This window comes from Microbacterium testaceum, from assembly GCF_020781835.1.
Taxonomy (GTDB): Bacteria; Actinomycetota; Actinomycetes; order Actinomycetales; family Microbacteriaceae; genus Microbacterium; species Microbacterium testaceum_H.
The window spans coordinates 373,007-397,779 of the sequence record NZ_JAJGNJ010000001.1 but is presented as its reverse complement, the minus strand read 5'-3'; the positions used below and the strand labels follow the sequence as shown (position 1 = coordinate 397,779).

General features: G+C 69.9%; 20 protein-coding genes and 1 tRNA gene. 14 read left to right on the top strand and 7 right to left on the bottom strand.

Features of this window, described 5'->3' with window-relative positions; translation table 11 throughout:
• Nucleotides 1-87 precede the first annotated feature (87 nt).
• Nucleotides 88-158: transfer RNA gene (locus tag LL239_RS01895), tRNA-Gly, on the bottom strand.
• Nucleotides 159-353: 195 nt separating this feature from the next.
• Between LL239_RS01895 and dcd the strand changes: the two genes are divergently transcribed.
• Nucleotides 354-959 carry a dCTP deaminase gene (dcd, locus tag LL239_RS01890; protein WP_228161740.1) on the top strand — a complete coding sequence of 202 codons (606 nt, stop codon included), beginning with the start codon at nucleotides 354-356 and terminating at the stop codon, nucleotides 957-959.
• 96 nt (nucleotides 960-1,055) lie between these two features.
• Here the strand turns inward: dcd and LL239_RS01885 are convergent, their stop codons facing one another.
• Complete coding sequence (locus LL239_RS01885) at nucleotides 1,056-1,832, bottom strand: MarR family winged helix-turn-helix transcriptional regulator (protein ID WP_228161739.1); 777 nt, start codon at nucleotides 1,830-1,832, stop codon at nucleotides 1,056-1,058.
• A gap of 107 nt (nucleotides 1,833-1,939) precedes the next feature.
• Here LL239_RS01885 and LL239_RS01880 point away from each other — a divergent pair, with 107 nt between their 5' ends.
• Nucleotides 1,940-2,455: a MarR family winged helix-turn-helix transcriptional regulator gene (locus tag LL239_RS01880; RefSeq protein WP_228161738.1), complete on the top strand. Its 516-nt coding sequence runs from the start codon at nucleotides 1,940-1,942 to the stop codon at nucleotides 2,453-2,455.
• Between the two features lie 188 nt (nucleotides 2,456-2,643).
• Here the strand turns inward: LL239_RS01880 and LL239_RS01875 are convergent, their stop codons facing one another.
• Nucleotides 2,644-4,026 (bottom strand): MFS transporter, encoded by a 1,383-nt coding sequence (locus LL239_RS01875; protein ID WP_228161737.1) that lies wholly within the window; start codon nucleotides 4,024-4,026, stop codon nucleotides 2,644-2,646.
• A gap of 138 nt (nucleotides 4,027-4,164) precedes the next feature.
• Between LL239_RS01875 and LL239_RS01870 the strand changes: the two genes are divergently transcribed.
• The 5 genes from LL239_RS01870 (at nucleotide 4,165) to LL239_RS01850 (ending at nucleotide 10,501) form a co-directional block, all read left to right on the top strand.
• Nucleotides 4,165-5,949, top strand: coding sequence for a DEAD/DEAH box helicase (locus LL239_RS01870; protein WP_228161736.1), 1,785 nt, complete (start codon nucleotides 4,165-4,167; stop codon nucleotides 5,947-5,949).
• Between the two features lie 553 nt (nucleotides 5,950-6,502).
• Entirely contained in the window at nucleotides 6,503-8,371 is a 1,869-nt protein-coding gene (dnaK, locus tag LL239_RS01865) for a molecular chaperone DnaK (RefSeq protein ID WP_228161735.1), read from the top strand.
• 12 nt (nucleotides 8,372-8,383) lie between these two features.
• Nucleotides 8,384-8,989 carry a nucleotide exchange factor GrpE gene (gene grpE, locus LL239_RS01860; RefSeq protein ID WP_228161734.1) on the top strand — a complete coding sequence of 202 codons (606 nt, stop codon included), beginning with the start codon at nucleotides 8,384-8,386 and terminating at the stop codon, nucleotides 8,987-8,989.
• 8 nt (nucleotides 8,990-8,997) lie between these two features.
• Nucleotides 8,998-9,990, top strand: coding sequence for a DnaJ C-terminal domain-containing protein (locus LL239_RS01855; protein WP_228161733.1), 993 nt, complete (start codon nucleotides 8,998-9,000; stop codon nucleotides 9,988-9,990).
• 67 nt (nucleotides 9,991-10,057) lie between these two features.
• Nucleotides 10,058-10,501, top strand: a complete 444-nt coding sequence (locus LL239_RS01850) for a heat shock protein transcriptional repressor HspR (RefSeq protein ID WP_228161732.1) — start codon at nucleotides 10,058-10,060, stop codon at nucleotides 10,499-10,501.
• Nucleotides 10,502-10,850: 349 nt separating this feature from the next.
• On the opposite strand, the gene LL239_RS01845 is transcribed toward LL239_RS01850, so the two are convergent.
• On the bottom strand, nucleotides 10,851-11,444 hold the full coding sequence (locus LL239_RS01845) for a hypothetical protein (RefSeq protein ID WP_228161731.1): 594 nt from the start codon (nucleotides 11,442-11,444) through the stop codon (nucleotides 10,851-10,853).
• A 294-nt stretch (nucleotides 11,445-11,738) separates the two neighbouring features.
• Between LL239_RS01845 and LL239_RS01840 the strand changes: the two genes are divergently transcribed.
• The 4 genes from LL239_RS01840 (at nucleotide 11,739) to LL239_RS01825 (ending at nucleotide 18,050) form a co-directional block, all read left to right on the top strand.
• The gene (locus LL239_RS01840) at nucleotides 11,739-13,466 is read left to right on the top strand and encodes an ABC transporter ATP-binding protein (protein ID WP_228161730.1); all 1,728 of its coding nucleotides are present in this window, start codon (nucleotides 11,739-11,741) and stop codon (nucleotides 13,464-13,466) included.
• Entirely contained in the window at nucleotides 13,463-15,496 is a 2,034-nt protein-coding gene (locus LL239_RS01835) for an ABC transporter ATP-binding protein (protein ID WP_228161729.1), read from the top strand. The genes LL239_RS01840 and LL239_RS01835 overlap by 4 nt, the downstream gene beginning before the upstream one ends.
• 135 nt (nucleotides 15,497-15,631) lie before the next feature.
• Complete coding sequence (locus tag LL239_RS01830) at nucleotides 15,632-16,840, top strand: glycosyltransferase (protein WP_228161728.1); 1,209 nt, start codon at nucleotides 15,632-15,634, stop codon at nucleotides 16,838-16,840.
• Between the two features lie 4 nt (nucleotides 16,841-16,844).
• Entirely contained in the window at nucleotides 16,845-18,050 is a 1,206-nt protein-coding gene (locus LL239_RS01825) for a glycosyltransferase (protein ID WP_228161727.1), read from the top strand.
• Here LL239_RS01825 and LL239_RS01820 read toward each other — a convergent pair.
• Nucleotides 18,026-18,265 (bottom strand): hypothetical protein, encoded by a 240-nt coding sequence (locus LL239_RS01820; RefSeq protein ID WP_228161726.1) that lies wholly within the window; start codon nucleotides 18,263-18,265, stop codon nucleotides 18,026-18,028. The two genes, LL239_RS01825 and LL239_RS01820, sit on opposite strands and share 25 nt — an antisense overlap.
• 84 nt (nucleotides 18,266-18,349) lie before the next feature.
• Here LL239_RS01820 and LL239_RS01815 point away from each other — a divergent pair, with 84 nt between their 5' ends.
• The 3 genes from LL239_RS01815 (at nucleotide 18,350) to rraA (ending at nucleotide 22,476) form a co-directional block, all read left to right on the top strand.
• Entirely contained in the window at nucleotides 18,350-19,339 is a 990-nt protein-coding gene (locus LL239_RS01815; protein ID WP_228161725.1) for a GlxA family transcriptional regulator, read from the top strand.
• Between the two features lie 185 nt (nucleotides 19,340-19,524).
• Nucleotides 19,525-21,726: an ATP-dependent Clp protease ATP-binding subunit gene (locus LL239_RS01810; RefSeq protein WP_228161724.1), complete on the top strand. Its 2,202-nt coding sequence runs from the start codon at nucleotides 19,525-19,527 to the stop codon at nucleotides 21,724-21,726.
• 282 nt (nucleotides 21,727-22,008) lie between these two features.
• On the top strand, nucleotides 22,009-22,476 hold the full coding sequence (rraA, locus tag LL239_RS01805; protein ID WP_228161723.1) for a ribonuclease E activity regulator RraA: 468 nt from the start codon (nucleotides 22,009-22,011) through the stop codon (nucleotides 22,474-22,476).
• Nucleotides 22,477-22,619: 143 nt separating this feature from the next.
• Here the strand turns inward: rraA and LL239_RS01800 are convergent, their stop codons facing one another.
• Nucleotides 22,620-23,204: a nitroreductase family protein gene (locus LL239_RS01800; RefSeq protein ID WP_228161722.1), complete on the bottom strand. Its 585-nt coding sequence runs from the start codon at nucleotides 23,202-23,204 to the stop codon at nucleotides 22,620-22,622.
• A 106-nt stretch (nucleotides 23,205-23,310) separates the two neighbouring features.
• Nucleotides 23,311-24,678: a glucose-6-phosphate dehydrogenase gene (locus LL239_RS01795; protein ID WP_228161887.1), complete on the bottom strand. Its 1,368-nt coding sequence runs from the start codon at nucleotides 24,676-24,678 to the stop codon at nucleotides 23,311-23,313.
• Nucleotides 24,679-24,773: the final 95 nt, after the last annotated feature.

Here is a 24,773-nt window from a genome sequence, read left to right as displayed (position 1 = left end):
GCGGAGCCTGCCGCGGCGTAACGCTTCGACCCGCGGCGAACACGAAAGCCCTCCCGCGCGGCCGACGGCCGCCCGCGAGGGCAGGGGAGGGGCTGACGGGAATCGAACCCGCGCTGTCTGCTTGGGAAGCAGAAGTTCTGCCATTGAACTACAGCCCCGAGCGCCGTACGGCACTTCCGTCAGCATAACAGCGTCTCGCGTGGCATCCGGGTTCCGTGTTTCCCGTCGAACGCACACGTTCCGGTCGAGAGCATACGTTCCACGCGGCCGGAACGTGTGCGTTCGGGCGAAACGTGTCCGTTCGGCGATGCGGCCGCAGCCGGCCGAAGCGCGGCACGCCCTAGGCTGGGCGCGTGCTGCTCTCCGATCGCGACATCCGCACCGAACTCGCCGAAGGGCGCCTGGGGCTCGACCCCTTCGATCCGGCGATGGTGCAGCCCTCGAGCGTCGATGTGCGCCTCGACCGCTACTTCCGGCTGTTCGACAACCACAAGTACCCGTTCATCGACCCCGCCGAGGATCAGCCCGAGCTCACGCGCCTGATCGAGGTCGAACCGGACGAACCGTTCATCCTGCACCCGGGCGAGTTCGCGCTGGGCTCGACGTTCGAGCGCGTGACCCTGCCCGACGACGTCGCCGCGCGGCTCGAGGGCAAGTCATCGCTCGGGCGACTGGGGCTGCTGACCCACTCGACCGCGGGCTTCATCGACCCGGGCTTCTCCGGACACGTCACGCTCGAGCTGTCCAATGTCGCGACGCTGCCGATCAAGCTGTGGCCGGGCATGAAGATCGGGCAGGTCTGCTACTTCCGCCTCACCTCGCCCGCCGAGAACCCGTACGGCTCGGGGCCCTACGGCAACCGGTACCAGGGACAGCGCGGCCCCACCGCGTCGCGCTCGGCGCTCAATTTCCACCGCACCGACGTCGGCACGAGCGACGCCGGCTCCACCGGGGGCTGAGCCGCTGGGCCGTTCTCGCATCTCGGCATAAACGCTTCCCGCGACGAGAAACACGCTGACCACGCGTTTCTCGTCGGGGAGAGCGTTTATCGGTGATCACTCGGATGCCGTGGACTCACCGGATGCCGACGACCCGCGGCCGCGGCTGAACCCGGCGTCGAAGCCGCGTTCGTAGGCGCGCTGCGCCGCCCGGCGGTCGTGACCGCGGTGGTGTCCGTGTCCACCGCGGCGAGGGTCGCACCCGCGGCCGTGACCCGCGCGGTCGCGCGGGTCGGGCTGCTCGCCGTCGCCGTGCCCGTCGGCGCCGCGCCGGCCGTGGTGCTCGGCGTCGTGGCGCCAGCCCGGGCCGAAGCTGCGGGCACCGGAGCCGAAGCCGACGGGGCCAGGACCGAACCCGTGCCCGCCGAAGCCGGGACCGAAGCTGCGTCCGGCGGGACCGAAGCCGCGCCCGCGCCCGAACGGCACGAACGGGGCCGCGTCGGCGTCATCGACGCCGAGGGCAGCCGACACGACGTCGAGTGCGGCGACGAGCCGCTCGAGCTCTTCGGCCGGAACGTCGGCGAGGATCGCCGAGCGGTCGGCATCCACGCGGTCGAGGATGGCGCGACCCTCGTCGGTCAGCGCCCAGCCGCCGTCGGTGCGCTCGATCCACCCTCGCTCGGCGAGGGAGGTGAGGCGCTTGCCGCCGCGGGCGAGGCGATCGGCGATCCACGGAGCGTCGATCCGGCCGTCGATCGCGCGGAGCAGCAGGACGGTCTTGGGGTGGAGGTCGCTGTCGCGCAGCTGCGCGAACAGGCGGTGGTGCAGCGCGTGTCCGACCGTGGTGAGGCGGTGGGCGAGGCTGCGGGGATCCAGAGGTGTGGAGGTGGTCATGGGAGTTCCTTTTGTGGGCGGAAGGTCCGCCGGTACATGTCATGTGACAACGAATGTACTGTGACATGTATTCCGAATGCTTGTCAATCGACATGTAAAGTCGATGCATGACCGCCGACCCCGCCGACGAGATCGCCGCCGCCCTCGCCAAGCTCCGCGGGCGTCGGCCGCGTCCGCCGTTCGGTGGAGGTTTCGGTGGCCACCATCCGCACGACCATCGCGGGCACGGTCCGCACGCGTTCCCCGGCGGACCGCCGTGGGCCGAGCCTGGGCAGGGGAGGTTCGCCGGAGTCGCGCGCCTGCGCATGCTGGACGCCTTGCTCGCGGCATCCGGCCCCCTGTCGGTGAGCGAGATCGCCGACGCCGTCGGCGTCGATCAGCCCCGCGCCTCACGCCTCGTTCAGCAGGGCGTGCAGATGCGGCTCGTGGAACGCGAGCCCGATCCCGACGATGCCCGACGCCTGCGCGTGCGCCTCACCGCCGAAGGCGAGCGCCTCGTCTCGAGCTTCCGCGGCCGGAGACGGGATGCCGTGCGCTCCGCGCTGGCATCCTTCACCGACGCCGAGCGCGCCGACTTCGCACGCCTCCTGGCCAAGTTCGCCGACGCCTGGCCGCAGGACTGACCCGCGGCATCCGGGCCGCGTGCCTGAAGAGGACGCGTGCCGCACTCCGGAGAATGGGTGCCGGTCGGAGGCCGGATCGCGGGTCGAGGGCAGAAATCGGCCGGAGACTCCGGAGCCCGGCCCGCCCGGAGTCCGGCCCCGCCCGGAGCCCGGCCCCGCCCGGAGCCCGGCCTCGCCCGCCGCCTGCGTCAGCGGATCGCGGCCGGGCGGTTCTGCACGGGGATCATGAGCGCGAGGCCCACGGCGAGGATCAGCACGATGCCGAGGATGCCGAGACGCGTATCGCCCGTGAGTCCGACGAACAGTGCGAACAGGCCCGGGGCCAGGAACGACACGGCGCGGCCCGTTGTCGCGTAGAGGCCGAACATCTCGCCCTCGCGACCCTCGGGCGTCGCCCGGGAGAGGTACGTGCGGCTGGCCGACTGCACGGGACCCACGAACAGGCCGAGCCCCAGCCCTGCGACCCAGAACGCCGGCTGCGACGTCCCGATGAAGAGGACCACGGTGCCCAGCACGATCAGGCCCGAAAGCGAGAACACGATGACGCGCTTGGGGCCGAAACGGTCGTCGAGGCGCCCGGCGAACATCGTGCTGATGCCCGCGACGACGTTCGCAGCGACCGCGAAGTACAGCACCTCGGTCGAGGAGAACCCGAACACCTGCGCCGCGATGATCGCACCGAACGTGAAGACGCCGGCGAGACCGTCGCGGAAGACCGCGCTGGCGACGAGGAACAGCAGCACCGGGCGGCTGTCGCGCCAAAGCGACCGCAACGTGTTCCACAGCACCGCGTACGACCGGAAGAAACCCACGCGAACCGTACGGCTCTGCACCGGGATCTCGGGCACCCGCACGAGCACCGGGATGGCGAACACGGCGAACCAGACCGCGGATGCCAACACCGCCAGCCGCACGTTGAGACCGCCGTCTTTCGACACGGCGAGCAGGCCCGCGGCATCCGGGTCGCCGAAGCCCTGGATGAACAGCACGAGCAGCACGAGCAGGAGCACGATGCCGCCGACGTATCCCATGCCCCAGCCGAAGCCCGAGACGCGGCCGATGTTCTCGCGCGTGGAGACCTGCGACAGCATCGCGTAGTAATTGACGCTGGCGAACTCGAAGAAGACGTTCCCCACCGCCAGCAGCGTCGCGCCGAGGACGAGGTATGCGGGCGTCCCCTCGACGAAGACCATCGCGGCCATCGCGACGACGACCACGCCGGTGTTCACGCCCAGCCACAGCTTGCGGCGTCCCGTGCCGTCGCTGCGCTGGCCGAGGACGGGAGCGAGCAGCGCCACGGCGATGCCGGCGATCATGAGCGCCGTACCCACCAGGCTCGCGTTGTCGGCGAGCGCCCGCACGAGCGCCGGGTTGGTGTCGTCATCACCGGCCGCGGCGACGATCGCCGGGTCGACGAAAAGCGTGCTCGAGAGGTAGGTGCTGAACACGAAGGTCGTCACGACCGCGTTGAACGCCGCCGACCCCCAGTCCCACAGGGCCCAGGCCAAGACCGGGCGGCGGCCGTCGGTGGAAGGGGTGGATGCCGCGGGCACGGCGCCGGGAGTGGACATGTCGCTCACGCTAGGACCCTTCGGTGAACGCGCGGAGACGTCCGGCGCGGGTGCGCCGCCGTCGGCGCGTCCGCTCAGGCTAGACCCTCGCACGGTCCCGAACGGGGGTTTCCCGGGGTGGCGGACTACCGTGGAGTCATGGCATCCGAATCCCCCGTCCCCTCCGCAGAGGCGGACACCGCCCCCGAGCAGCTCACGTTCGCCGATCTGGGTCTGGATGCCGCCGTGCTCAAGGCCCTCAAAGACGTCGGTTACGAGACCCCGTCGGCCATCCAGGCCGCGACCATCCCCGTGCTCCTGCAGGGGCGCGACGTCGTGGGCCTCGCCCAGACGGGCACCGGCAAGACCGCCGCGTTCGCGCTGCCCGTGCTGTCGCAGATGGAGACCGGCCACAAGAACCCGCAGGCGCTCGTGCTCGCCCCGACCCGCGAGCTCGCGCTCCAGGTGTGCGAGGCGTTCGAGAAGTACGCCGCGCACATCAAGGGTGTCTCGGTGCTCCCCGTCTACGGCGGCCAGGGCTACGGCCAGCAGCTGTCGGCGCTGCGTCGCGGTGTCGACATCGTGGTCGGCACGCCCGGCCGCATCATGGAACACCTCGACAAGGGCACGCTCGACCTCAGTGAGCTGAAGTACCTCGTGCTCGACGAGGCTGACGAGATGCTCAAGATGGGCTTCGCCGAAGACGTCGAGACGATCCTCGCCGACACCCCGTCCGACAAGCAGGTGGCGCTGTTCTCGGCCACCATGCCCGCGCAGATCCGCCGCATCTCGGCGCAGTACCTCAACGACCCCGAAGAGATCACGGTCAAGACCAAGACCACGACCTCGGCGAGCATCACGCAGCGCTACCTGGTGGTGTCGTACCAGCAGAAGATCGACGCCCTCACCCGCATCCTCGAGGTCGAGAACTTCGAGGGCATGATCGTCTTCACCCGCACGAAGAACGAGACCGAGACGGTCGCCGAGAAGCTGCGCGCCCGCGGCTACACCGCCGCCGCGATCAACGGCGACGTCGCCCAGGTGCAGCGCGAGCGCACCGTCAACCAGCTCAAGTCGGGCAAGCTCGACATCCTCGTCGCGACCGACGTCGCCGCTCGCGGCCTCGACGTCGAGCGGATCAGCCACGTCGTCAACTACGACCTGCCGATCGACACCGAGTCGTACGTGCACCGCATCGGCCGCACGGGCCGCGCGGGCCGGACCGGGGATGCCATCAGCTTCGTGACCCCGCGCGAGCGTCGCATGCTCACCGCCATCGAGAAGGCGACGCGCCAGCCGCTCACCGAGATGTCGCTGCCGAGCGTCGACGACGTCAACGCCACGCGCCTCACCCGCTTCGACGATGCGATCACCGCCGCGCTCGAGGACACCGCCGCGATCGCGACGTTCCGCGACGTCGTCGCGCACTATGTCGCGCACCACGACGTGCCCGAAGCCGACGTCGCCGCGGCGCTCGCGGTGGTGGCGCAGGGCGACACCCCGCTGCTCCTCGAGGAGGAGACGATCGCGCAGCCCCGCTTCGACCGTGACCGTGACCGGGACCGCGACCGTGACCGGGACCGGGACCGGGACCGCGACCGCGCACCGCGAGAGGGCGGGCGCGACGGCGGCCCCCGTCGCGAGCGCGACGGTCGGTTCGCGACGTACCGCATCGCCGTCGGACGTCGGCAGCGGGTGGAGCCGCGCCAGATCGTCGGCGCGCTCGCGAACGAGGGGGGCCTGCGCCGCAACGACTTCGGAGCGATCCAGATCCGCCAGGACTTCTCGCTCGTCGAGCTCCCCGCCGACCTGTCGCGCGACACGCTCGACCGCCTGACCGACACGCGCATCTCGGGCGTTCTCATCGACCTGCGCCTCGATCAGGGCGGCCGCTCCGCGAAGCGCAGCGACCGGCCGCAGCGCCGCGATCGCGATCGCGGCTGACCCCGCGCCGCGCGCCGCGCCGCGCCGCCGCTGCCCTGCGCCGCTCCGCCGCTGCCCTGTGCCGCTGCGCCGCCGCTCCGCCGCTGCCCTGTGCCGCTGCGCCGCCGCGCCGCCGCTGCCCTGTGCCGCTGAGCCGCCGCTCCGCCGCTGCCCTGTGCCGCGCTGCCCTGCGCCGCTGCCCTGTGCCGCGCCGCCGCCCGACCATGTCCCACTTTTTGCGGTCTGGAGCGCTCCCCAGCGACACAAAGTGGGACATGGTCTGCCATAAGTGGGACGAGGGAGGCTCGGTCGAGCCATAAGTGGGACGAGGGAGGCTCGATCGAGCCATAAGTGGGACGAGGGGGCTCGATCGAGCGCACGTAGCGGCGCAGTGCAGCGGATGGGCGCCGCCACGCAGGCATGCCAGCCAGAAGTTGAGCCGATTCATATCAAGTCTGCTTGACGCCGGAGGGGGGCTGCGCTAGCCTTGAGTCATCGCGGCTCAACCCGCGCAGCAGACTTCGCACAACCCCGAGTCGTGGCATCCGCCCGGCTCATGATCAAGGAGACACATATGCCACGTGCAGTGGGAATCGACCTCGGGACGACCAACTCCGTCGTGAGCGTGCTCGAGGGTGGCGAGCCCAAGGTCATCGCCAACGCCGAAGGCTTCCGCACGACCCCCTCGGTCGTCGCCTTCACCAAGGATGGCGAGGTGCTCGTCGGCGAGACCGCCAAGCGCCAGGCTGTCACCAACGTCGATCGCACCGTCTCGTCCGTCAAGCGCCACATGGGCACGACCTGGACGTTCGACGTCGACGGCAAGAAGTGGACGCCGCAGGAGATCTCCGCGCGCATCCTCCAGAAGCTCAAGCGCGACGCCGAGGAGTACCTGGGCGACAGCGTGACGGATGCCGTCATCACGGTGCCCGCCTACTTCAACGACGCCGAGCGTCAGGCGACGAAGGAGGCCGGTGAGATCGCGGGCCTGAACGTCCTGCGCATCATCAACGAGCCCACCGCGGCGGCTCTCGCGTACGGCCTCGACAAGGGCAAGGAGGACGAGCTCATCCTCGTCTTCGACCTCGGTGGGGGAACGTTCGACGTCTCCCTGCTCGAGGTGGGCAAGGACGACGACTTCTCGACCATCCAGGTGCGAGCCACCGCCGGTGACAACCGTCTCGGTGGAGACGACTGGGACCAGCGCGTCGTCGACTACCTCATCAAGCAGTTCAAGGACACCACGGGCGTCGACGTCTCGGGCGACAAGATCGCCCTGCAGCGCCTCAAGGAGGCCGCGGAGCAGGCCAAGAAGGAGCTGTCGAGCTCGACGTCGACCTCCATCAACCTGCCGTACCTGTCGCTCACCGACTCCGGCCCCGTGTCGCTGTCCGAGACGCTCAGCCGCGCCAAGTTCGAGGACCTGACGAAGGACCTCCTCGACCGCACCCGCAAGCCCTTCTCGGACGTCATCCGCGAGGCCGGCGTCAAGGTCGACGACATCGCCCACGTGGTGCTCGTCGGTGGCTCGACCCGCATGCCCGCGGTCGCCGAGCTGGTGAAGAAGGAGACCGGGCGCGACGCGAACAAGGGCGTCAACCCTGACGAGGTCGTGGCCGTGGGCGCAGCGCTCCAGGCCGGTGTCCTCAAGGGTGAGCGCAAGGACGTGCTGCTCATCGACGTCACCCCCCTGAGCCTCGGCATCGAGACCAAGGGTGGCATCATGACCAAGCTCATCGAGCGCAACACCGCGATCCCGACCAAGCGCAGCGAGACCTTCACCACCGCCGACGACAACCAGCCGTCGGTCGCGATCCAGGTCTTCCAGGGCGAGCGCGAGTTCACCCGCGACAACAAGCCGCTGGGCACCTTCGAGCTCACCGGCATCGCGCCGGCTCCCCGTGGCATCCCGCAGGTCGAGGTCACCTTCGACATCGACGCCAACGGCATCGTGCACGTGTCCGCGAAGGACAAGGGCACCGGCAAGGAGCAGTCGATGACCATCACGGGCGGCTCGTCGCTGCCCAAGGAGGACATCGAGCGCATGGTGCGCGAGGCCGAGGAGAACGCGGCGGAAGACAAGAAGCGTCGCGAGTCCGCCGAGACCCGCAACCAGGCCGAGACCCTGTCGTACTCGATCGAGAAGCTGATCAAGGACAACGAGGACAAGCTGCCCGAAGAGGTCAAGAACGACGTGCAGGCCGACGTCGACGCCCTCAAGACGGCGCTCGCCGGTGACGACGACGACGCGGTCAAGACCGCGTTCGACAAGCTCAACGCGAGCCAGGGCAAGCTCGGCGAGGCCATCTACGCCTCGTCGCAGGCCGCCGGCGAGCCGGCCGACCCCAACGTCGGTCAGCCCGGCAACGGTGAGACGCCGAACCCCGAGGAAGACGTCATCGACGCCGAAGTGGTCGACGACGACAACGACGACAAGAAGTAAGCGACAGAACTGATGGCACACAAGGACGACGAACAGCCCCAGGGCTCGGGCGCCGGTCCTGACGAGACGACGGGGCCGGAGGAGAACACCTCCGGCCCCGCGCCGTCGGGCGAGCAGGCCCCGGATGCCGAGGGCCTGACGATCGAGGACATCCTCGGCGCCGAGCAGACCCCCGAGGCGGCCGCGGAGGGAGCCTCCGACAAGGAGGCCTCGCTGCTGATCGACCTCAAGCGGCTTCAGGCCGAGTACGCCAACTACCGTCGGCGTACCGAGGAGCAGCGCGAGCGCGAGATCGAGCGAGCCAAGGGCGAGGCGGTCAAGGGCCTGCTGCCCGTCATGGACGATCTCGACCGCGCCGAGAAGCACGGCGACCTCGTCGAGGGCACGCCGTTCGCGGCGATCGGCGAGAAGGTGCGCGCCGTGGCCGAGCGTCTCGGAGTGGTCTCGTACGGCACGGCCGGCGAGCCCTTCGACCCGCAGCAGCACGAGGCGATCTTCCAGGCGCCCACCCCGGGCGTGACCCAGGCCACGGTGCTCGAGGTCGTCGAGGTGGGCTACCGCCTCGGCTCCGTCGAGCTGCGACCGGCCAAGGTCGTCGTCGCCGTGCCGGCCGAGTAGGAGGACGCATGGCGAGTCAGGACTGGTTCGACAAGGACTTCTACAAGGTCCTCGGTGTCGACAAGGGCGTGAGCGCTGCCGATCTGAAGAAGACGTATCGCAAGCTCGCGCGCCAGTACCACCCCGACTCGAACCCGGGTGACGCGAAGGCCGAAGCGAAGTTCAAGGAGATCAGCGAGGCGTATGCCGTGCTGAGCGATCCCGAGCAGCGCGAGGAGTACGACCAGATCCGGGCCATGGGCTCGGGGGCGCGCTTCTCGGCCGGAGGAGCGAACGGGGGCGGCTTCGAAGACGTCTTCAGCCGCTTCGGTCAGCAGCGCGGCGGATCCACGGGTCCGATGCCGGGCGGATTCGACGACTTCTTCTCGATGTTCGACCAGCAGGGTTCGAGCTTCGGATCGGGTCGCTTCGGTCAGCCCTCCGGTGGATACCGCGGATTCGGAGGCCCGCAGCGCGGTGCCGACGTGACGGCGCGGACGACCTTGGACTTCGTCACCGCTGCCAAGGGCGAGACCATCACGCTGCAGGGCGAAGACGGCGCACCGTTCAAGGTCAAGATCCCGGCGGGTGTCGCGGATGGCCAGAAGATCCGGCTGCGTGGTCGCGGCCGCCCGTCCCCGGACGGCGGCGAGAGCGGCGACATCGTCGTGACGGTCGCGGTGCGGCCCCACCCGGTGTTCTCCCGCGACGGGCTCAACCTGCGGCTGACGGTCCCCGTGACCTTCACCGAGGCGGCCCTCGGCGCCACCATCGAGGTTCCGACTCTCGGCGGTGAAACGGTGCGGCTGCGCGTCGCGCCGGGAACGCCGTCGGGTCGGGTGCTGCGGGTCAAGGGGCGTGGCATCCATTCCTCGAAGGGCACGGGGGATCTCCTCGCCGAGGTGCAGGTGGCCGTTCCCGACCACCTCGACGACGAGGCCCGCGAGGCTCTCGAGCGCTTCCACGCACTCGAACCGAAGGAAAATCCCCGCGCCGATCTCCTGGCCAAGGCGCGGCAGTAACGCCGAACTCCTGGCATCCGGGACAATCGGATGCCAGGAGCCGGCGATCGACGCGAAAGGAGAGGCCGTGTCCGACAAGGAAATCGACGAGGACGCACCGATCTTCGCGATCGCCGTCGCCGCCGAACTGTCGAACATGCACCCGCAGACGCTGCGGCAGTACGACCGGATCGGTCTGGTCGTCCCCGCACGAACGCAGGGCGGTTCGCGACGATACTCCAGCCGCCACGTGCAGCAGCTGCGCGAGGTCGCGCGCCTGTCGAGCGAGGGGATGAGCCTGCCCGCGATCGCGAGGCTCCTCGCCCTCGAGGAACAGGTCCATGAGCTCGCTCGGCGTGTCAGCGACCTCGAGCGTCAGCTCGTCGCGGAGCGTCAGTCGCGTCCGGGAGCGCGCGTGTTCGCCGCCGGCGCGACCGGCTCGGTCGTGACGCTCCGCCACGGAGCGCGCGTGCGTCGCGCCACCGACGTGGTCCTATGGCGTCCGCACGGCGCATTCGACCACGAAGACTGACCCGTTTCCGCGTCGCGTCGCGGCGCCGGCTCCGGGATTTGCGCTGCGTCAGTCGACGTGGATGCCGTGGGGCTGAGGTTGTGCGGATTGCTGAGGTTGTGCCGCCTACGGCGCTGGCTCGGGGATTTTCGCTGCGTCAGTCGGAGTGGATGCCGTGGGGCTGAGGTCGTGCGGATTGCTGAGGTTGTGCGGCCTGCGGAGGGTGCGCGGCCTAAGGCGCTGGCTCGGGGATTTTCGCTGCGTCAGTCGACGTGGGTGCCGCGGGGCTGAGGTTGTGCGGATTGCTGAGGTTGCGCGGCCTGCGGCGCTAGCTCCGGGATTTGCGCTGCGTCAGTCGACGTGGATGCCGTCAGGCCGGATCGAGCCGCAGGACCGTCGCGGCCTCGCCGACGCGCAGGTCGTCGACGACGCGCAAGGTGCGGGCGAGATCGTCGACGGCCCCGATCACCGTGCCGAAGCGCTCGCGGTCGGCGCACACGGCGGTGACGGTGACGAAATGCGCCCCCGTGTCCCACGTATAGGTCGCGAACGGCGGTGTCCGCGCATCCGCGGGGAGCGGCATCGCGAGCTTCTCGCCGACACCGAGGTGCGGGTTGCGGAACGCCTCGGTGTCGTCGTACTCCATCGGCATCATCGCGCGCGCGGCGCGCAGCTGCGGCGTCGCCTCCTGCAGCTGCGCCATCACGACCAGCAGGTCGGGGTCGGTTCTCCACACCCACACGAGCACGCGTCCCGCGGCGCGCCGCATGAGCAGCGGGGCGGCCTGGCTCGCCACCCAGGCGAAGAGTCCGCTGCCGGGGCGCTCGGTCGCGCCCACCGCGCGATTCGCCTGCGTCAGCAGCATCCGGATGGCGGCCTTGCGGTGACGCCGGCCGCGCCAGCCGAGGGAACCCGTCACGGGCACCCAGAGATCGGCGGGGGCGTCGGCCTGGAGTTGAGGCATGGTCCCAGCCTACGAGCCCGGATGCCGTGACTGCAGGGCCTCGTCGCCGCGAGGGTGCACGACGGCACCGGCGGCCGGGGGGCGAGGGATCGAACGCGATCGCCTCGACGGCGACCCGCACGCGCACGTGACAGGCGCGGGCTGAAAGGCGCGGGTGGTGCGCTCTCCCGCGTACCGGGCGGGCTACGGCCAGGGTGCACCTGGCTGCGCCCGCGGGACACGCGGATGTCGGAGGTCCGTGCGAGGCTGTACGTGCGGTCACGGTGACCGCGACCGAATCACCCGGAGAACGCCGTGCTCGGAAAGCTCCTGATCCGCTACCTCTCGCGGTACCGCTGGCTCTTGGTCGCCATCCTCGTCTTCCAGGCCGCGTCCGCCGTCGCGACGCTGTACCTCCCGCGTCTGAACGCCGACATCATCAACCTCGGCGTCGCGCGGGGCGACACCGGCTACATCTGGTCGCGCGGGGCGATCATGCTCGTCATCTCGCTCGGGCAGATCACGGCCTCCGTGATCGCCACGTACTTCGCCGCGCGCGCCGCGATGGCGGCCGGTCGTGACATCCGCCGCGATGTCTTCGAGCGCGTCAGCGGCTTCTCCGAGCGTGAGCTCTCGCAGTTCGGCGCGGGCTCGCTCATCACGCGCAACACCAACGACGTCCAGCAGGTGCAGATGCTGGCGATGATGGGCGCGACCATGCTGGTCAGCGCGCCGCTCCTGGCCATCGGGGGCATCGTCATGGCGCTGCAGCAAGACGTGGGACTGAGCTGGCTGATCGGTGTGGCCGTCCCCGTGCTGCTCGTGTTGGTCGCGCTCGTCATCGCCCGCATGGTTCCGCTGTTCCGCAGCTACCAGACGAAGCTCGACGCGGTGAACCGGATCATGCGCGAGCAGTTGACGGGCGTGCGCGTCGTCCGGGCGTTCGTGCGGGAGCGCATCGAAGAGGAGCGCTTCCGTGGCGCGAATACCGACATCCTCGTCGTCGGGCGCAAAGTGGGATCGCTCTTCGTCCTGCTGTTCCCGCTCGCGATGCTCGTGCTCAACGTCACGGTCGTGGGCGTCATCTGGTTCGGCGGCATCCAGGTCGACGCCGGCGGCGTCGAGATCGGCACGCTGTTCGCCTTCATCCAGTACGTCGCGCAGATCCTCGGCGGTGTGCTCATGGCGAGCTTCATGACGGTGATGATCCCGCGCGCCGCCGTGTCGGCCGAGCGCATCGGCGAAGTGCTCGACAGCCGGTCGACGCTCGTCCGGCCGGAGCAGCCCGTCACCGCGTTCCCGGCTCCCGGAGAGGTCGTCTTCGACGACGTCGCCTTCGCATACCCCGGGGCCGAGGCGCCGGTGGTCTCGGGGATCAGCTTCACGGCATCCCCCGGCGAGACCGTGGCCATCGTCGGGTCGACGGGCTCGGGCAAGACCACGCTGGTCTCGCTGATCCCGCGCCTGTTCGACGTCACCGGCGGTGCCGTGCGCGTCGGCGGTGTCGACGTGCGCGAGGCGGATCTCGACGAGCTGTGGCGGGGTATCGGACTCGTCCCGCAGCGCCCCTTCCTCTTCAGCGGCACGGTGGCCTCGAACCTCCGCTTCGGACGTGAGGACGCCACTGACGATGAGCTGTGGCGCGCGCTCGAGATCGCACAAGGCCGTGACTTCGTCCAAGAGATGGAGGGCGGGCTCGAGGCGCGCATCGCGCAGGGCGGCACCAACGTCTCGGGCGGGCAGCGTCAGCGTCTCGCCATCGCCCGTGCGATCGTGCATCGCCCGCGGATCCTCGTCTTCGACGACTCGTTCTCGGCGCTCGACCTCAGCACCGACGCGCGATTGCGCAGAGCGCTGTGGGACGAGCTTCCCGACGTGACGAAGATCGTCGTGGCGCAACGCGTCTCGACGATCACCGGAGCAGACCGCATCGTCGTGCTGGAAGACGGCCGCATGGTCGGGCTCGGGACGCACGACGAGCTCCTGCAGTCCAGCGTCACGTACCGCGAGATCGTCGAGTCGCAGCTGGGGGTGGAAGCATGAGCACTCCCGATGCCCTCACCGAGGAAGACCGCGCCGAGCTCGAGCTCGCCGAGCAAGCCCGCCAGAACTCTGGCGACTGGAACAGCGTCGCCCCGGGCAAGGCGGCGGCGTTCGGTCCCAGCTTCCGCCGGCTCATCGGCCTGCTGCGGCCCCACGCCTGGGCCTTCGCATTCGTCTCCCTGCTCGGCACGATCGGCGTGGTGCTCGCGGTGCTCGCTCCGCGCGTCCTCGGCGACGCGACGAACATCATCTTCGAGGGCGTCGTATCGAAGTCGCTGGCCCAGGGGTTCGCCGAGGGCACGCCGAAGGAGACGGTCGTCGAGGCTCTCCGCTCGGCGGGCCAGGGCGACATCGCCAACATCGTCTCGGCGATGGACGACTTCCAGGTGGGCGCCGGCGTCGACTTCGACGCCCTCCGCGTCGTCATCGTGACCGTGCTCGCGATCTACGTCGGCTCGTCGCTGCTGTCGTGGATCCAGGGATACGTCATCAACGTGATCATGGTGCGCACCATGTGGCGCCTCCGTGAAGACGTCGAGGCCAAGATCAACCGTCTGCCGCTGGCGTACTTCGACCGAGTGCAGCGTGGCGAACTGATCTCCCGCGTCACCAACGACATCGACAACATCACGCAAACGATGCAGCAGTCGCTCTCGAGCGCGCTCACCTCGGTGCTGACGGTGGTCGGCGTGCTCATCATGATGTTCAGCATCTCGTGGCAACTGGCGCTCGTGGCACTGGTGTCCCTCCCGCTCATGGCGGTGATCTTCGGTGTCATCGGCCCGAAGTCGCAGAAGGCCTTCGGTGAGCAGTGGAAGAAGGTCGGCCGCCTCAACGCCCGGGTCGAGGAGTCGTTCTCGGGCCACGCCCTGGTCAAGGTTTACGGCCGTGAGAAGGACGCGCGCGAGAAGTTCGAGGTCGAGAACGACGAGCTGTTCGAGGCCAGCTTCCGGGCGCAGTTCCTGTCCGGGATGATCATGCCCGGGATGATGTTCGTCGGGAACCTCACCTACGTCGGCATCGCGGTGCTCGGCGGGCTCATGGTCGCGGGCGGGCAGATTCGCCTCGGTGACGTGCAGGCGTTCATCCAGTACTCGCAGCAGTTCACACAGCCGCTGTCGCAGCTCGGCGGCATGGCCGCGGTGGTCCAGTCCGGAACGGCATCGGCCGAGCGCGTGTTCGCGCTCCTCGACGCCGACGAGCAGGGCCCGGATGCCGACGACGCCCCGGCCCACGTCGAGGGTCGCGGCGTCATCGAGTTCGAGTCGGTGCGATTCTCGTACACGCCCGAGCGGCCGCTCATCCGCGACCTGTCGTTCCGCGTCGAGCCGGGGCAGACGGTCGCGATCGTGGGTCCGACCGGTGCCGGCAAGACGACGCTCGTGAACCTCATCATGCGGTTCTACGAGCTCGACGGCGGACGCATCCTCCTCGACGGGCAGGACATCGCCGAGCTGCGCCGCGACGACGTACGTTCGCGCACCGGCATGGTCCTGCAGGACCCATGGCTGTTCGCGGGCACCATCCGCGACAACATCCGTTACGGGCGGGAATCGGCGACCGACGAGGAGATCGTCGAGGCCGCCGTGGCCACCCGGGTCGATCAGTTCGTGCACTCGTTGCCCGACGGCTACGACACCGTGCTCGACGAGGATGCCGCGAACGTCTCAGCGGGTGAGAAGCAGCTCATCACGATCGCCCGCGCCTTCGTCGCGCGACCATCGGTGCTGATTCTCGACGAGGCGACCTCGTCCGTGGACACCCGCACCGAACTGCTGCTGCAGCAGGCGATGGCCGCCCTCCGCCACGGGCGCACGTCGTTCGTGATCGCGCACCGGCTCTCCACCATCCGCGATGCCGACCTCATCCTGGTGATGGAGCACGGCGACATCGTCGAGCAGGGTTCGCACGACGAGCTGATCGCCGCGCACGGCGCGTACTGGCGCCTTTACCAGTCGCAGTTCGAAAGCGCGGCGGCCGACGACGCCGTGGTCGAGGCCGAGGCGGAGCCGCCGGTCGCGCACAACTGAGTCGTCGCACCGGGGAGGGCGTTCGGGACGGTCGCCGCGGCGTCCGGGGCCGGGAAAAACCCCTCGGGTACAGTTGACGAGCGCATGCACCGCACCGTGCGACCCGTTCCGCCGCACAGATAGGCCTCACCACCCGTGACCACTCCTGCGACGCCCGCCGCTTCGTCTCCCGCCGACCGCCCGCTCACGGTCCTCATCGGAGCCGACACCTTCCTTCCGCACGTCAACGGTGCCGCTCGCTTCGCCGAGCGTCTCGCCGCGGGACTCGTCGCTCGCGGCCATGACGTCCATGTGATGGCGCCGAGCGTCGGGCACGGCAATGCCGGTACGTTCACCGAGGTCATCGAGGGGGAGTCGATGACGATGCACCGCCTCCCGGCCTACCGCTTCCTCCCGCACGACTGGCTCACCTTCGTCCTGCCGTGGCGGTCCAAGCACTACGCCCGGCGGGTGCTCGACGAGGTGAAACCCGACGTCGTGCACATCCAGTCGCATATCGTCATCGGTCGCGGTCTCGCACGCGAGGCCCGCAAGCGCGGCATCCCTGTCATCGCGACCAACCACGTGATGGCCGAGAACATCCTGGATTTCACGACCCTCCCCGATTTCCTCGACCGCGTCCTCGTCAAGCTCGCCTGGGCCGACGCGAAGCGCACGTTCGCCCTCACACGCGCGGTCACCACTCCCACCCGTCGCGCGGCCGACTTCCTCGAGTCGACGATCGACATCCACGGTGTCATCCCGATCTCGTGCGGTATCGACCGCACCAACTACACCGCCGACCTCGAGCCGCGTGACGCGAACCGCATCCTGTTCGTGGGGCGCCTGACGACCGAGAAGGGCATCGACGTCATCCTGCGCGCGCTCGCGCAGCTCGCACCCGGGTTGAACGCGACCTTCGACGTCGTCGGCGGCGGAGACCAGCGGCGCAACCTCGAGCAGCTCGCCGAGCAGCTGGGCGTCGCCGGCCGCGTCACGTTCCACGGGCACGCCTCCGAGGAGGAGCTGCGCGCCCTGTATACGCGCGCCAGCGTCTTCGCCATCGCTTCGATCGCCGAACTGCAGTCCATCGCGACGATGGAAGCGATGGCATCCGGTCTCCCGGTCGTCGCCGCGAACGCCGTCGCTCTGCCCCATCTCGTCCACGACGGCGAGAACGGCTACCTGTTCGAGCCCGGGAACGTCGACGAGCTCGCCGCGCGGCTGACCGACGTCCTCACCGCCGACCCGGAGACACGCCGCCGCATGCAGCGGGCCTCCCTCGACGGGGTGAAGGTGCACGACATCGGTCGCACGCTCGACACCTTCGAGGCGCTGTACCGCGGACGTCCGCTTCCGGAGTGACCGCGTGCACGTGGTGATGTTCGCCGACCAGCACGTCGAGTCGCTGGGCGGCGCACAGGTGTCGATGCGACTGCAGCGGCGCTTCCTCGAGCGTGCCGGCCATACCGTGACGATCGTCGCCCCACGGATGCACCGCCCCGCCCCCACCGACCCCGCGTACATCGACCTGCCGTCGATCCCGGTCACCCCCGACCGGGAGTACGCCCTGACCTGGCCCGGTGTTCGCACCGACCGTTCCGTGGATGCCGCGATGGCGGCCCGACCGCCGGTCGACGTCGTGCACGTACAGGCCGACTTCTGGGGGGCGTTGATCGGCCACCGCTACGCCGCGCGCCACGGGCTGCCGGTCGTGCACACGATGCACAACCGCGTCGACGTCGGGATCGAGGCGACGGCGCCGTTCCCCCGGCTGGTGCTGCGGGTGCTGAACGCGTGGGCGCGGCGTACGCTGCGCGCAGCGCTTCGCGGCCGCGGGCGCGGCGACGGCTCCGACGGGTGGGCCTACCTGCGGCGACTCGCGCGGCTGTCGACCGCCGTCACCGCTCCCTCGGGGCATTTCGCTCGGCGCCTCGAGGACCACGGGGCGGTTCCGGCGGGCGGGGGAGTCGACGTGGTGTGGAACGGCATCGACGACGACATCCTCGACACGGCCCTCGCCGCCGGTGTCGCCGAACGGCGTGACGGCCGTCCGCGCTTGGTCTGGATCGGTCGGATGAGTCCCGAGAAGCGTCTGCTGCCGTTCCTCGAGGCGGTGGCCATGTCCGGCGTCGACGCCGAGGTCGAGATCATCGGCGGTGGAGCGCAGCTGCGCGCGGCACGTCGTTTCGTGGAGCGCGCGCGGCCGGTGGCATCCATTCGCTTCGCGGGACGGATGCCGTACGTCCAGACGCTCGCGCGACTCGCCGAGGCGGACGCCGTCGTGCAGACCTCGATCGGCTTCGAGACGCAGGGGATGACGGTGTTCGAGGCCGCATCGCTCGGAACTCCGGCCATCGTCAGCGATCCCGACATCGCCGCCGAACTCGGCGGGGGGAGCTGGGGGGTCGCGGATGCCACCGTCCCCGCGCTCGCCGACGCTCTGCGCCGCGCGTCCGCCGATATCGCCGCCGGCTCCCCGGTCGCCGTCGACAAGACGATCGGGGAGCGGTTCCGGCAGTCGTCGCGCACGGCGGCGATGCTCGAGGTCTACGCCCGCGCCGCGCCGCGCTGAGTGCGACGGAGCGAGGACAGGGGCGCGACGCGGGCCGTCGCTTCGGCCGGTGAGATCGCGGGCGCCGCGTCGTCGGTCGGCGCGGTGAGGTCCGTTCCACCGGGGAGCCGGCGCGGATCGGTGGGCACGCGACGGTAGCCGTCGGTGCGGATCAGCCACACGGAGGCGACGATCCCGGTCAGGGCGAGTACTGCGAGAGCGATCAGGTATGCCATGGCAGAGAAACTACGTCTATACGAATCATGTCAACGAGTGGCATGATGGACGTTGTTCATCGGTTTTCTGCCATCGGAGAGTGCATGCGTTCCGTCGCCGTCGTCGTCCAGCCCGGGTTCGCGCCCTTCGAGTTCGGTCTCGCCTGCGAGGCGTTCGGGCTCGACCGCAGCGATGACGGCATCCCGAACTTCGACTTCCGGATCGTCAGCCCCGACCCGGGGGTCGTCCCCTCGAACATCGGGTTCTCGATCAACATCGAGCGCGGTCTCGAGGCCGCCGAAGACGTCGACATCCTCGTTCTCGCCCCGATTCCTCGGACGCAGTGGGAGGCGGTGGACCCGCGGGTCTCGGAGCTCGTGCGGCGCGCCCATGCCCGGGGTGCGTGGCTGCTCAGCGTCTGCAGCGGGTCGTTCGTCCTCGCGGCATCCGGGGTGCTCGACGGGCGCCGCGCTACCACCCACTGGCGCTACGCCGACACCATGAGCCGCATGTACCCCGAGATCGAGGTCGATCCCGACGTGCTGTACGTGCAGTCGGGCAGCATCATCACGAGCGCCGGGACCGCAGCGGGCCTCGACGCCTGCCTCCACCTGCTACGGCAGGAACTCGGTGCCGAACTCACCAACCGCATCGCGCGGCGCATGGTCGTGGCGCCTCAACGCGACGGCGGGCAGGCGCAGTTCATCGCTGCTCCACTGCCCGTCGACACCGCGCTGTCGCTCGCCCCGGTCACGGAATGGATGCTGCAGAACCTCCATGCCGACCTGCCCGTCGAGCGGCTCGCGGCGCGCGCGCACATGTCGCCGCGTACGTTCGCGCGGCGATTCAAAGCCGACTTCGGTGCGACGCCCGCGGCATGGCTGGCCCGACAGCGGCTGCTGCACGCGCAGCGGCTCCTCGAGGAGACCGAGCTCGGTCTCGACCGGATCGCGTCGGAGTGCGGTTTCGGCTCCGCCGCCGTGCTGCGACAGAACTTCGCCCGCACGATGGGGCTGACCCCCACCGCGTACCGCGCGCGATTCTCGTGCAGCGACGAGGTGATCGCGGCGGCCCGGGAGGCCGTTCCGGCCTGACGCGTGCGGTGGATCACATGACGTCACCGCGCCGGCGACTCCTCTGTCGCTGCGCGTGTCACGCCGACAGATGATGCCTCGCGGAGCGGCCCTCAACAGCTTCGGGCCATTGCCTCGGCCACCGCGCGCTGCTAAACTTGAGTCAACGCAACTCAAGTTTGCGACAGATTTCCAGGAGCCACACCATGAACGCCACACAACAGCCGGGACAGGAGGACGCGCGTAGCGCCCTCGAGCAGTTCGGCATCAACCTCACCGACCGGGCCCGCCAGGGCAAGCTCGACCCCGTCATCGGGCGTGACAGCGAGATCCGGCGCGTCAGCCAGGTGCTCACTCGCCGTACCAAGAACAACCCCGTCCTCATCGGTGAGCCCGGCGTCGGCAAGACCGCCGTCGTGGAGGGGCTCGCTCAGCGCATCGTCGCGGGCGATGTCGCCGAGAGCCTCAAGAACAAAGAGCTCGTCGCCCTCGACATCTCGGCGCTCGTCGCCGGCGCGATGTACCGCGGCCAGTTCGAGGAGCGCCTGAAGAGCGTCCTCAAAGAGATCACCGAGTCCGACGGGCGCATCATCACTTTCATCGACGAGCTGCACGTGCTCATGGGCGCGGGTGGTGGCGAGGGCTCGGTCGCGGCATCCAACATGCTCAAGCCCATGCTCGCCCGCGGCGAGCTGCGCCTGATCGGCGCGACCACGCTCGACGAGTACCGCGAGTTCATCGAGAAGGATGCCGCCCTCGAACGCCGCTTCCAGCAGGTCTACGTCGGCGAGCCCACGGTCGAGGACACCATCGCAATCCTCCGCGGGCTGAAGGAGCGCTACGAGGCGCACCACAAGGTCGCGATCGCCGACGCGGCGCTGGTGGCCGCGGCATCCCTGTCCAACCGGTACATCCCGTCGCGTCAGCTGCCCGACAAGGCCATCGACCTCATCGACGAAGCCGCGTCGCGCCTGCGCATGGAGATCGACTCGGCCCCGCTCGAGATCGACGAGCTCCGTCGCCATGTCGACCGGCTCAAGCTCGAAGAGCTCGCGCTGAAGAAAGAGAAGGACGCCGCCTCCAAGGAGCGTCTGGCGACCCTGCGCGAGACCCTCGCGGCCGAGCAGTCCAAGCTCGATGAACTGCAGGCGCGGTGGGAGCGGGAGCGTGCGTCGCTCAACCGGGTCGGCGACCTGAAGACACGGCTCGACGCCGCCCGCGTGGATGCCGAGCGCGCCCAGCGCGAGGGCAACCTCGAGAAGGCGTCGCGCCTGCTGTACGCCGACATCCCGGCGCTCGAGCGCCAGCTCATGACGGCCGAACGCGAAGAGCCGGCCGGGGACCGCATGGTCAACGAGCAGGTCACCGACGAGGACATCGCGGCCGTCATCGCCGCGTGGACCGGCATCCCGGTCGGCCGCCTGCTGCAGGGCGAGACCGAGAAGCTGCTGCACCTCGAGCGCGAGCTCGGCAAGCGCCTGATCGGACAGAAGGATGCCGTGAAGGCGGTGTCCGACGCGGTGCGACGCTCGCGGGCCGGCATCAGCGACCCGAACCGTCCCGTGGGCTCGTTCCTGTTTCTCGGCCCGACAGGCGTCGGAAAGACCGAGCTCGCGAAGGCGCTCGCCGACTTCCTGTTCGACGACGAGCACGCCATGGTGCGCATCGACATGTCGGAGTACGGCGAGAAGCACTCCGTCGCCCGGCTCGTCGGTGCCCCTCCCGGATACATCGGCTACGAGCAGGGCGGCCAGCTCACCGAGGCCGTGCGTCGGCGCCCCTACAGCGTCGTGCTGCTCGACGAGGTCGAGAAGGCGCACCCCGAGGTGTTCGACATCCTGCTCCAGGTGATGGACGACGGCCGGTTGACCGACGGCCAGGGGCGGACGGTCGATCTCACCAACGTCATCCTGATCCTGACGTCGAACCTGGGTTCGCCGATCCTCATCGACCCGACGCTGTCGATCGAGACCAAGCGCGAGCAGGTGCAGGCGCTGGTCCGGCAGGCGTTCAAGCCCGAGTTCGTGAACCGCCTCGACGACATCGTCATCTTCCAGGCGCTCACCGAAGACGACCTCGCCCAGATCGTCGAACTCGCGGTCGACGCCCTGCACAAGCGCCTCCGCGAGCGGCGGCTCACGCTGGCGGTCACGCCCGACGCACGGTCGTGGCTCGCCGAGCGCGGCTACGACCCGGTGTACGGGGCCCGTCCGCTCCGGCGCCTGATCCAGTCCGAGGTGCAGGACCGCCTCGCGATGGCGATCCTCGCCGGCGGTGTCCACGACGGCGACCTCGTCAAGGTCGACGTCGCGAGCGACGGCGAGTCGCTGGTGCTCACGAGCGCCGGGCCTGCCGCCGAGCAGGGCGACGTGGACGACGACGTCATCGAGGCCGAGATCGTCGAGTAGGGGCGCCCCGGCCATACCCGCCCCGGCCGCCGGTTGGCCGGGCGGTCGTGCGGCGCGCAGGCGCCGGTCGCGTCCCTTCGCGGCGTAGACCTCCATAAACGCGATTGGCACGCATAAACGCGATCTCCCCGCGTTTCTCGTCGTAGATCGCGTTTATGGGGGATGCCAGGCCGGGATGCCGCAGTCCCGGGTGGGATGCCGCGGTCCCGGGCGGGATGCCGGGACGGGATGCCGCCGACCCGGGTGGGATCACGCGTGCGCACGTATCGCTACCCTGTCCGCATGACGATCGCCACGGCTGACCTGTACGACGAGCGCGGCGACGCGCTCGACTCGCTCTCCCTGCCGCTCCTGGACCTCGGCGGACGCGTCGCGTTCGACGGGCCCATCCGAACGGTGCGCTGTCACCGGGACAACGCGCTCGTCAAGCAGGTGCTGGCCACGCCCGGCGGTGGCGCCGTCCTCATCGTCGACGGTGGCGGGTCGCTCGAGTCGGCGCTCGTCGGCGACCTCATCGCGGCGTCCGCGGTCGAGAACGGCTGGGCGGGGGTCATCGTGAACGGGGCGATCCGCGACCGGGCGGCCATGGCATCCCTGCCCCTCGGCGTCAAAGCGCTCGGTTCCAATCCCCGCAAGAGCGCGAAGGACGGCGTTGGCGAGATCGACGTACCGATCACGATCGCCGGCGTGGTGTTCACCCCCGGCCGGCACGTGTGGGCCGACGCCGACGGGGTGCTGGTCGAGCGCTGATCGGATCGTAGGTCGCAGCTCGCCACGGCGCGCTTCACTTTTCAAAGCATCGCGGTCATGAGCCTGCTCATCACCCGCCCGACGCCTCGCGTGCCGGGGTACGACGCGGCTCAGGCGCCTCGCGTGCCGAAGCGCGACGCGTCTCAGGCGTCGAGCAGCAGCGTCTCGGCGAGGGGGCGACGCGCGCGCGGTGTGGCCTCGCGCGCACGGACGGCCTCGTCGGCGGCATCCGGGTCGCCGAAGGCGCCGACGGCGATCACGGTCACGGGCGTGAAGCGGGCGTCGATGTCGAACGCGGTGCGCAGGGCATCGGCCGAGAAGCCGCCCATCGTGTGGGTCGCCAGTCCGCGAGCGTGCGCCTGGATCGTGAAGAACGCGGCGGCCTGGCCGGCGTCGTAGGTCGCCCAGGGGCGCGCGTTGCCCTCGGCGTCGGTGGACTCGGCGAGCACCACGAGCAGGGCGCCGGCGGCGGGTGCCCACCCCTGGTTGAAACCGACGAGGGAGTCGACGATGCGGGCGTGCGCATCGGTGCCTCGCCGGGCGAGCAGGAACCGCCACGGCTGGCTGTTGTTGGCCGAGGGCGACCAGCGGGCGGCTTCGAGGGCCGCGCGCAGGGCCTCCTCGTCGATGGGGCTCTCCGCGTCGAAGACGCGGGTACTCCATCGCTCCGCCAGGACGTCGAGGATCGGGACATCGGTCTGCGCGGTGCGGTCGAGAACGTGGGACATGGGGGTACTCCTGGGGACGGAAACGTAGCCGGGGCGCCGTTGACCCTCCCCATCGAACGCCGTCATCCCGCTCGATGTTCCCGTGTGACGCAGAAAATCCCCGGTCTCACAGACCCCAGGACGCCGGACCCGCCGTGCCGGCCGGGTACTCGTCGAGCGGCACGGCGTCGGCGCGCCACGCGTCGATGACCGGCTGCACGATGCGCCAGCACTGCTCGGCGGCGTCGCCGCGGACGGCGAGCATCGCGTCGCCGTCGAGGATTCCGGAGAGCACCTCTCCGTAAGCCTTCAGGCCGCCTTCGCCGAGATCGGCGCCCAGGGTGACGCGTTCGAGCTCCAGCGGGTCGTCGGCGCCGTTGACGTTGAGGCCGAGGCTCATGGTGTCGGGACCGAGGGAGAACGTCAGCACCGAGGGGGAGCTCTCGCCCACGAAGCCGCCCGGGAGATGCCGCACGGGCTTGAACGTCACCGTCACGGCGCGATCGCCTCCGCCCGACCCCAGAGCCTTGCCCGAACGCAGCACGATGGGCACGCCCTGCCAGCGCGCGGTGCGCACCTCGACCGTCATCTCGGCGAGCGTCTCGGTCTGCCGCGACGGGTCGACGCCCGGCTCGTCGGCGTACGACGTGAAGTGACGGTCGTCGATGGTCCCCTCGGTGTAGCGGGCGCGGCGCGAGTTCTTCACCGGATCGTCGTCCCACACGTGAGTGGCTCGTAGCACCGCAGAGGTCGCGTCCCTCAGATCGAGCTGGTCGAGCGACGCCGGCGGTTCCATCGTGACGAAGGCCATCACCTGTAGAAGGTGGCTCTGGATCATGTCGACCAGGGCGCCGGCGTGGTCGTAGTAGCCCGCGCGGCCCTCCAGCCCGAGCTTCTCGGGGTAGTCCACCGTGATGGAGGCGATGTCGTCGGCCGACCAGACGCTCTCGATGAGGCGGTTGGCGAACCGCACGCCGAGCAGATTGAGCACCGTCGAACGGCCGAGGAAGTGGTCGATGCGGAACACCTGCTCTTCCGGCACCAGCTTGGCCACCAGCAGGTTCAGCGCGTGCGCGCTGGCCTCGTCCGTGCCGAAGGGCTTCTCGAGCGCCAGGATCGTGCCGGCGGGGATCGTCACGTCGGCGAGGGCGACGCACGCCTTCTCGGCCACGGCGGGCGGGACGGCGAAGTACAGCGCGGGCCGCCCCTCGGCGGCATCCAGGAGCATCTGCAGGTCGGCCGCCGTCGTGATGTCGGCGCGGCTGTAGGTCGTCTCGGCCACCTTCGCGAATGCCGCATCGGCGCCCGTCGTCGCGAACGCGGCGCGCACGACGTCGCGCCAGTGCTCGTCGGTCCAGTCGTCCATGCCCGCGCCGTGCAGCCGCACCGACCGGTCGGGTTCGCGCGTCAGCAGCTGCCCCAGGGCAGGCAGCAGGAGCCGCGAGGTGAGGTCGCCCGAGGCGCCCAGGATGATCAGGGTGGTGTCCGCCGCCATGCCGCCCACCGTATCGCTCACGTCCGACCTCGTCGGCTCGCTTGCCGTCGACGCAGGGAAGCCACTATCGCGACGCTCGGCCGCCATGTCGGCAT

Excerpts from the sequence above, each read along its gene's own strand:
- LL239_RS01800 (WP_228161722.1), bottom strand. The coding sequence starts at position 23,204 with ATGTCCCACGTTCTCGACCGCACCGCGCAGACCGATGTCCCGATCCTC.
- LL239_RS01795 (WP_228161887.1), bottom strand. The coding sequence starts at position 24,678 with ATGGCGGCGGACACCACCCTGATCATCCTGGGCGCCTCGGGCGACCTC.
- LL239_RS01855 (WP_228161733.1), top strand. The coding sequence starts at position 8,998 with ATGGCGAGTCAGGACTGGTTCGACAAGGACTTCTACAAGGTCCTCGGT.
- LL239_RS01815 (WP_228161725.1), top strand. The coding sequence starts at position 18,350 with ATGCGTTCCGTCGCCGTCGTCGTCCAGCCCGGGTTCGCGCCCTTCGAG.
- LL239_RS01810 (WP_228161724.1), top strand. The coding sequence starts at position 19,525 with ATGAACGCCACACAACAGCCGGGACAGGAGGACGCGCGTAGCGCCCTC.
- LL239_RS01875 (WP_228161737.1), bottom strand. The coding sequence starts at position 4,026 with ATGTCCACTCCCGGCGCCGTGCCCGCGGCATCCACCCCTTCCACCGAC.
- LL239_RS01835 (WP_228161729.1), top strand. The coding sequence starts at position 13,463 with ATGAGCACTCCCGATGCCCTCACCGAGGAAGACCGCGCCGAGCTCGAG.
- LL239_RS01885 (WP_228161739.1), bottom strand. The coding sequence starts at position 1,832 with ATGACCACCTCCACACCTCTGGATCCCCGCAGCCTCGCCCACCGCCTC.
- LL239_RS01820 (WP_228161726.1), bottom strand. The coding sequence starts at position 18,265 with ATGGCATACCTGATCGCTCTCGCAGTACTCGCCCTGACCGGGATCGTC.
- dnaK (WP_228161735.1), top strand. The coding sequence starts at position 6,503 with ATGCCACGTGCAGTGGGAATCGACCTCGGGACGACCAACTCCGTCGTG.
- grpE (WP_228161734.1), top strand. The coding sequence starts at position 8,384 with ATGGCACACAAGGACGACGAACAGCCCCAGGGCTCGGGCGCCGGTCCT.
- rraA (WP_228161723.1), top strand. The coding sequence starts at position 22,009 with ATGACGATCGCCACGGCTGACCTGTACGACGAGCGCGGCGACGCGCTC.
- LL239_RS01845 (WP_228161731.1), bottom strand. The coding sequence starts at position 11,444 with ATGCCTCAACTCCAGGCCGACGCCCCCGCCGATCTCTGGGTGCCCGTG.
- LL239_RS01880 (WP_228161738.1), top strand. The coding sequence starts at position 1,940 with ATGACCGCCGACCCCGCCGACGAGATCGCCGCCGCCCTCGCCAAGCTC.
- LL239_RS01870 (WP_228161736.1), top strand. The coding sequence starts at position 4,165 with ATGGCATCCGAATCCCCCGTCCCCTCCGCAGAGGCGGACACCGCCCCC.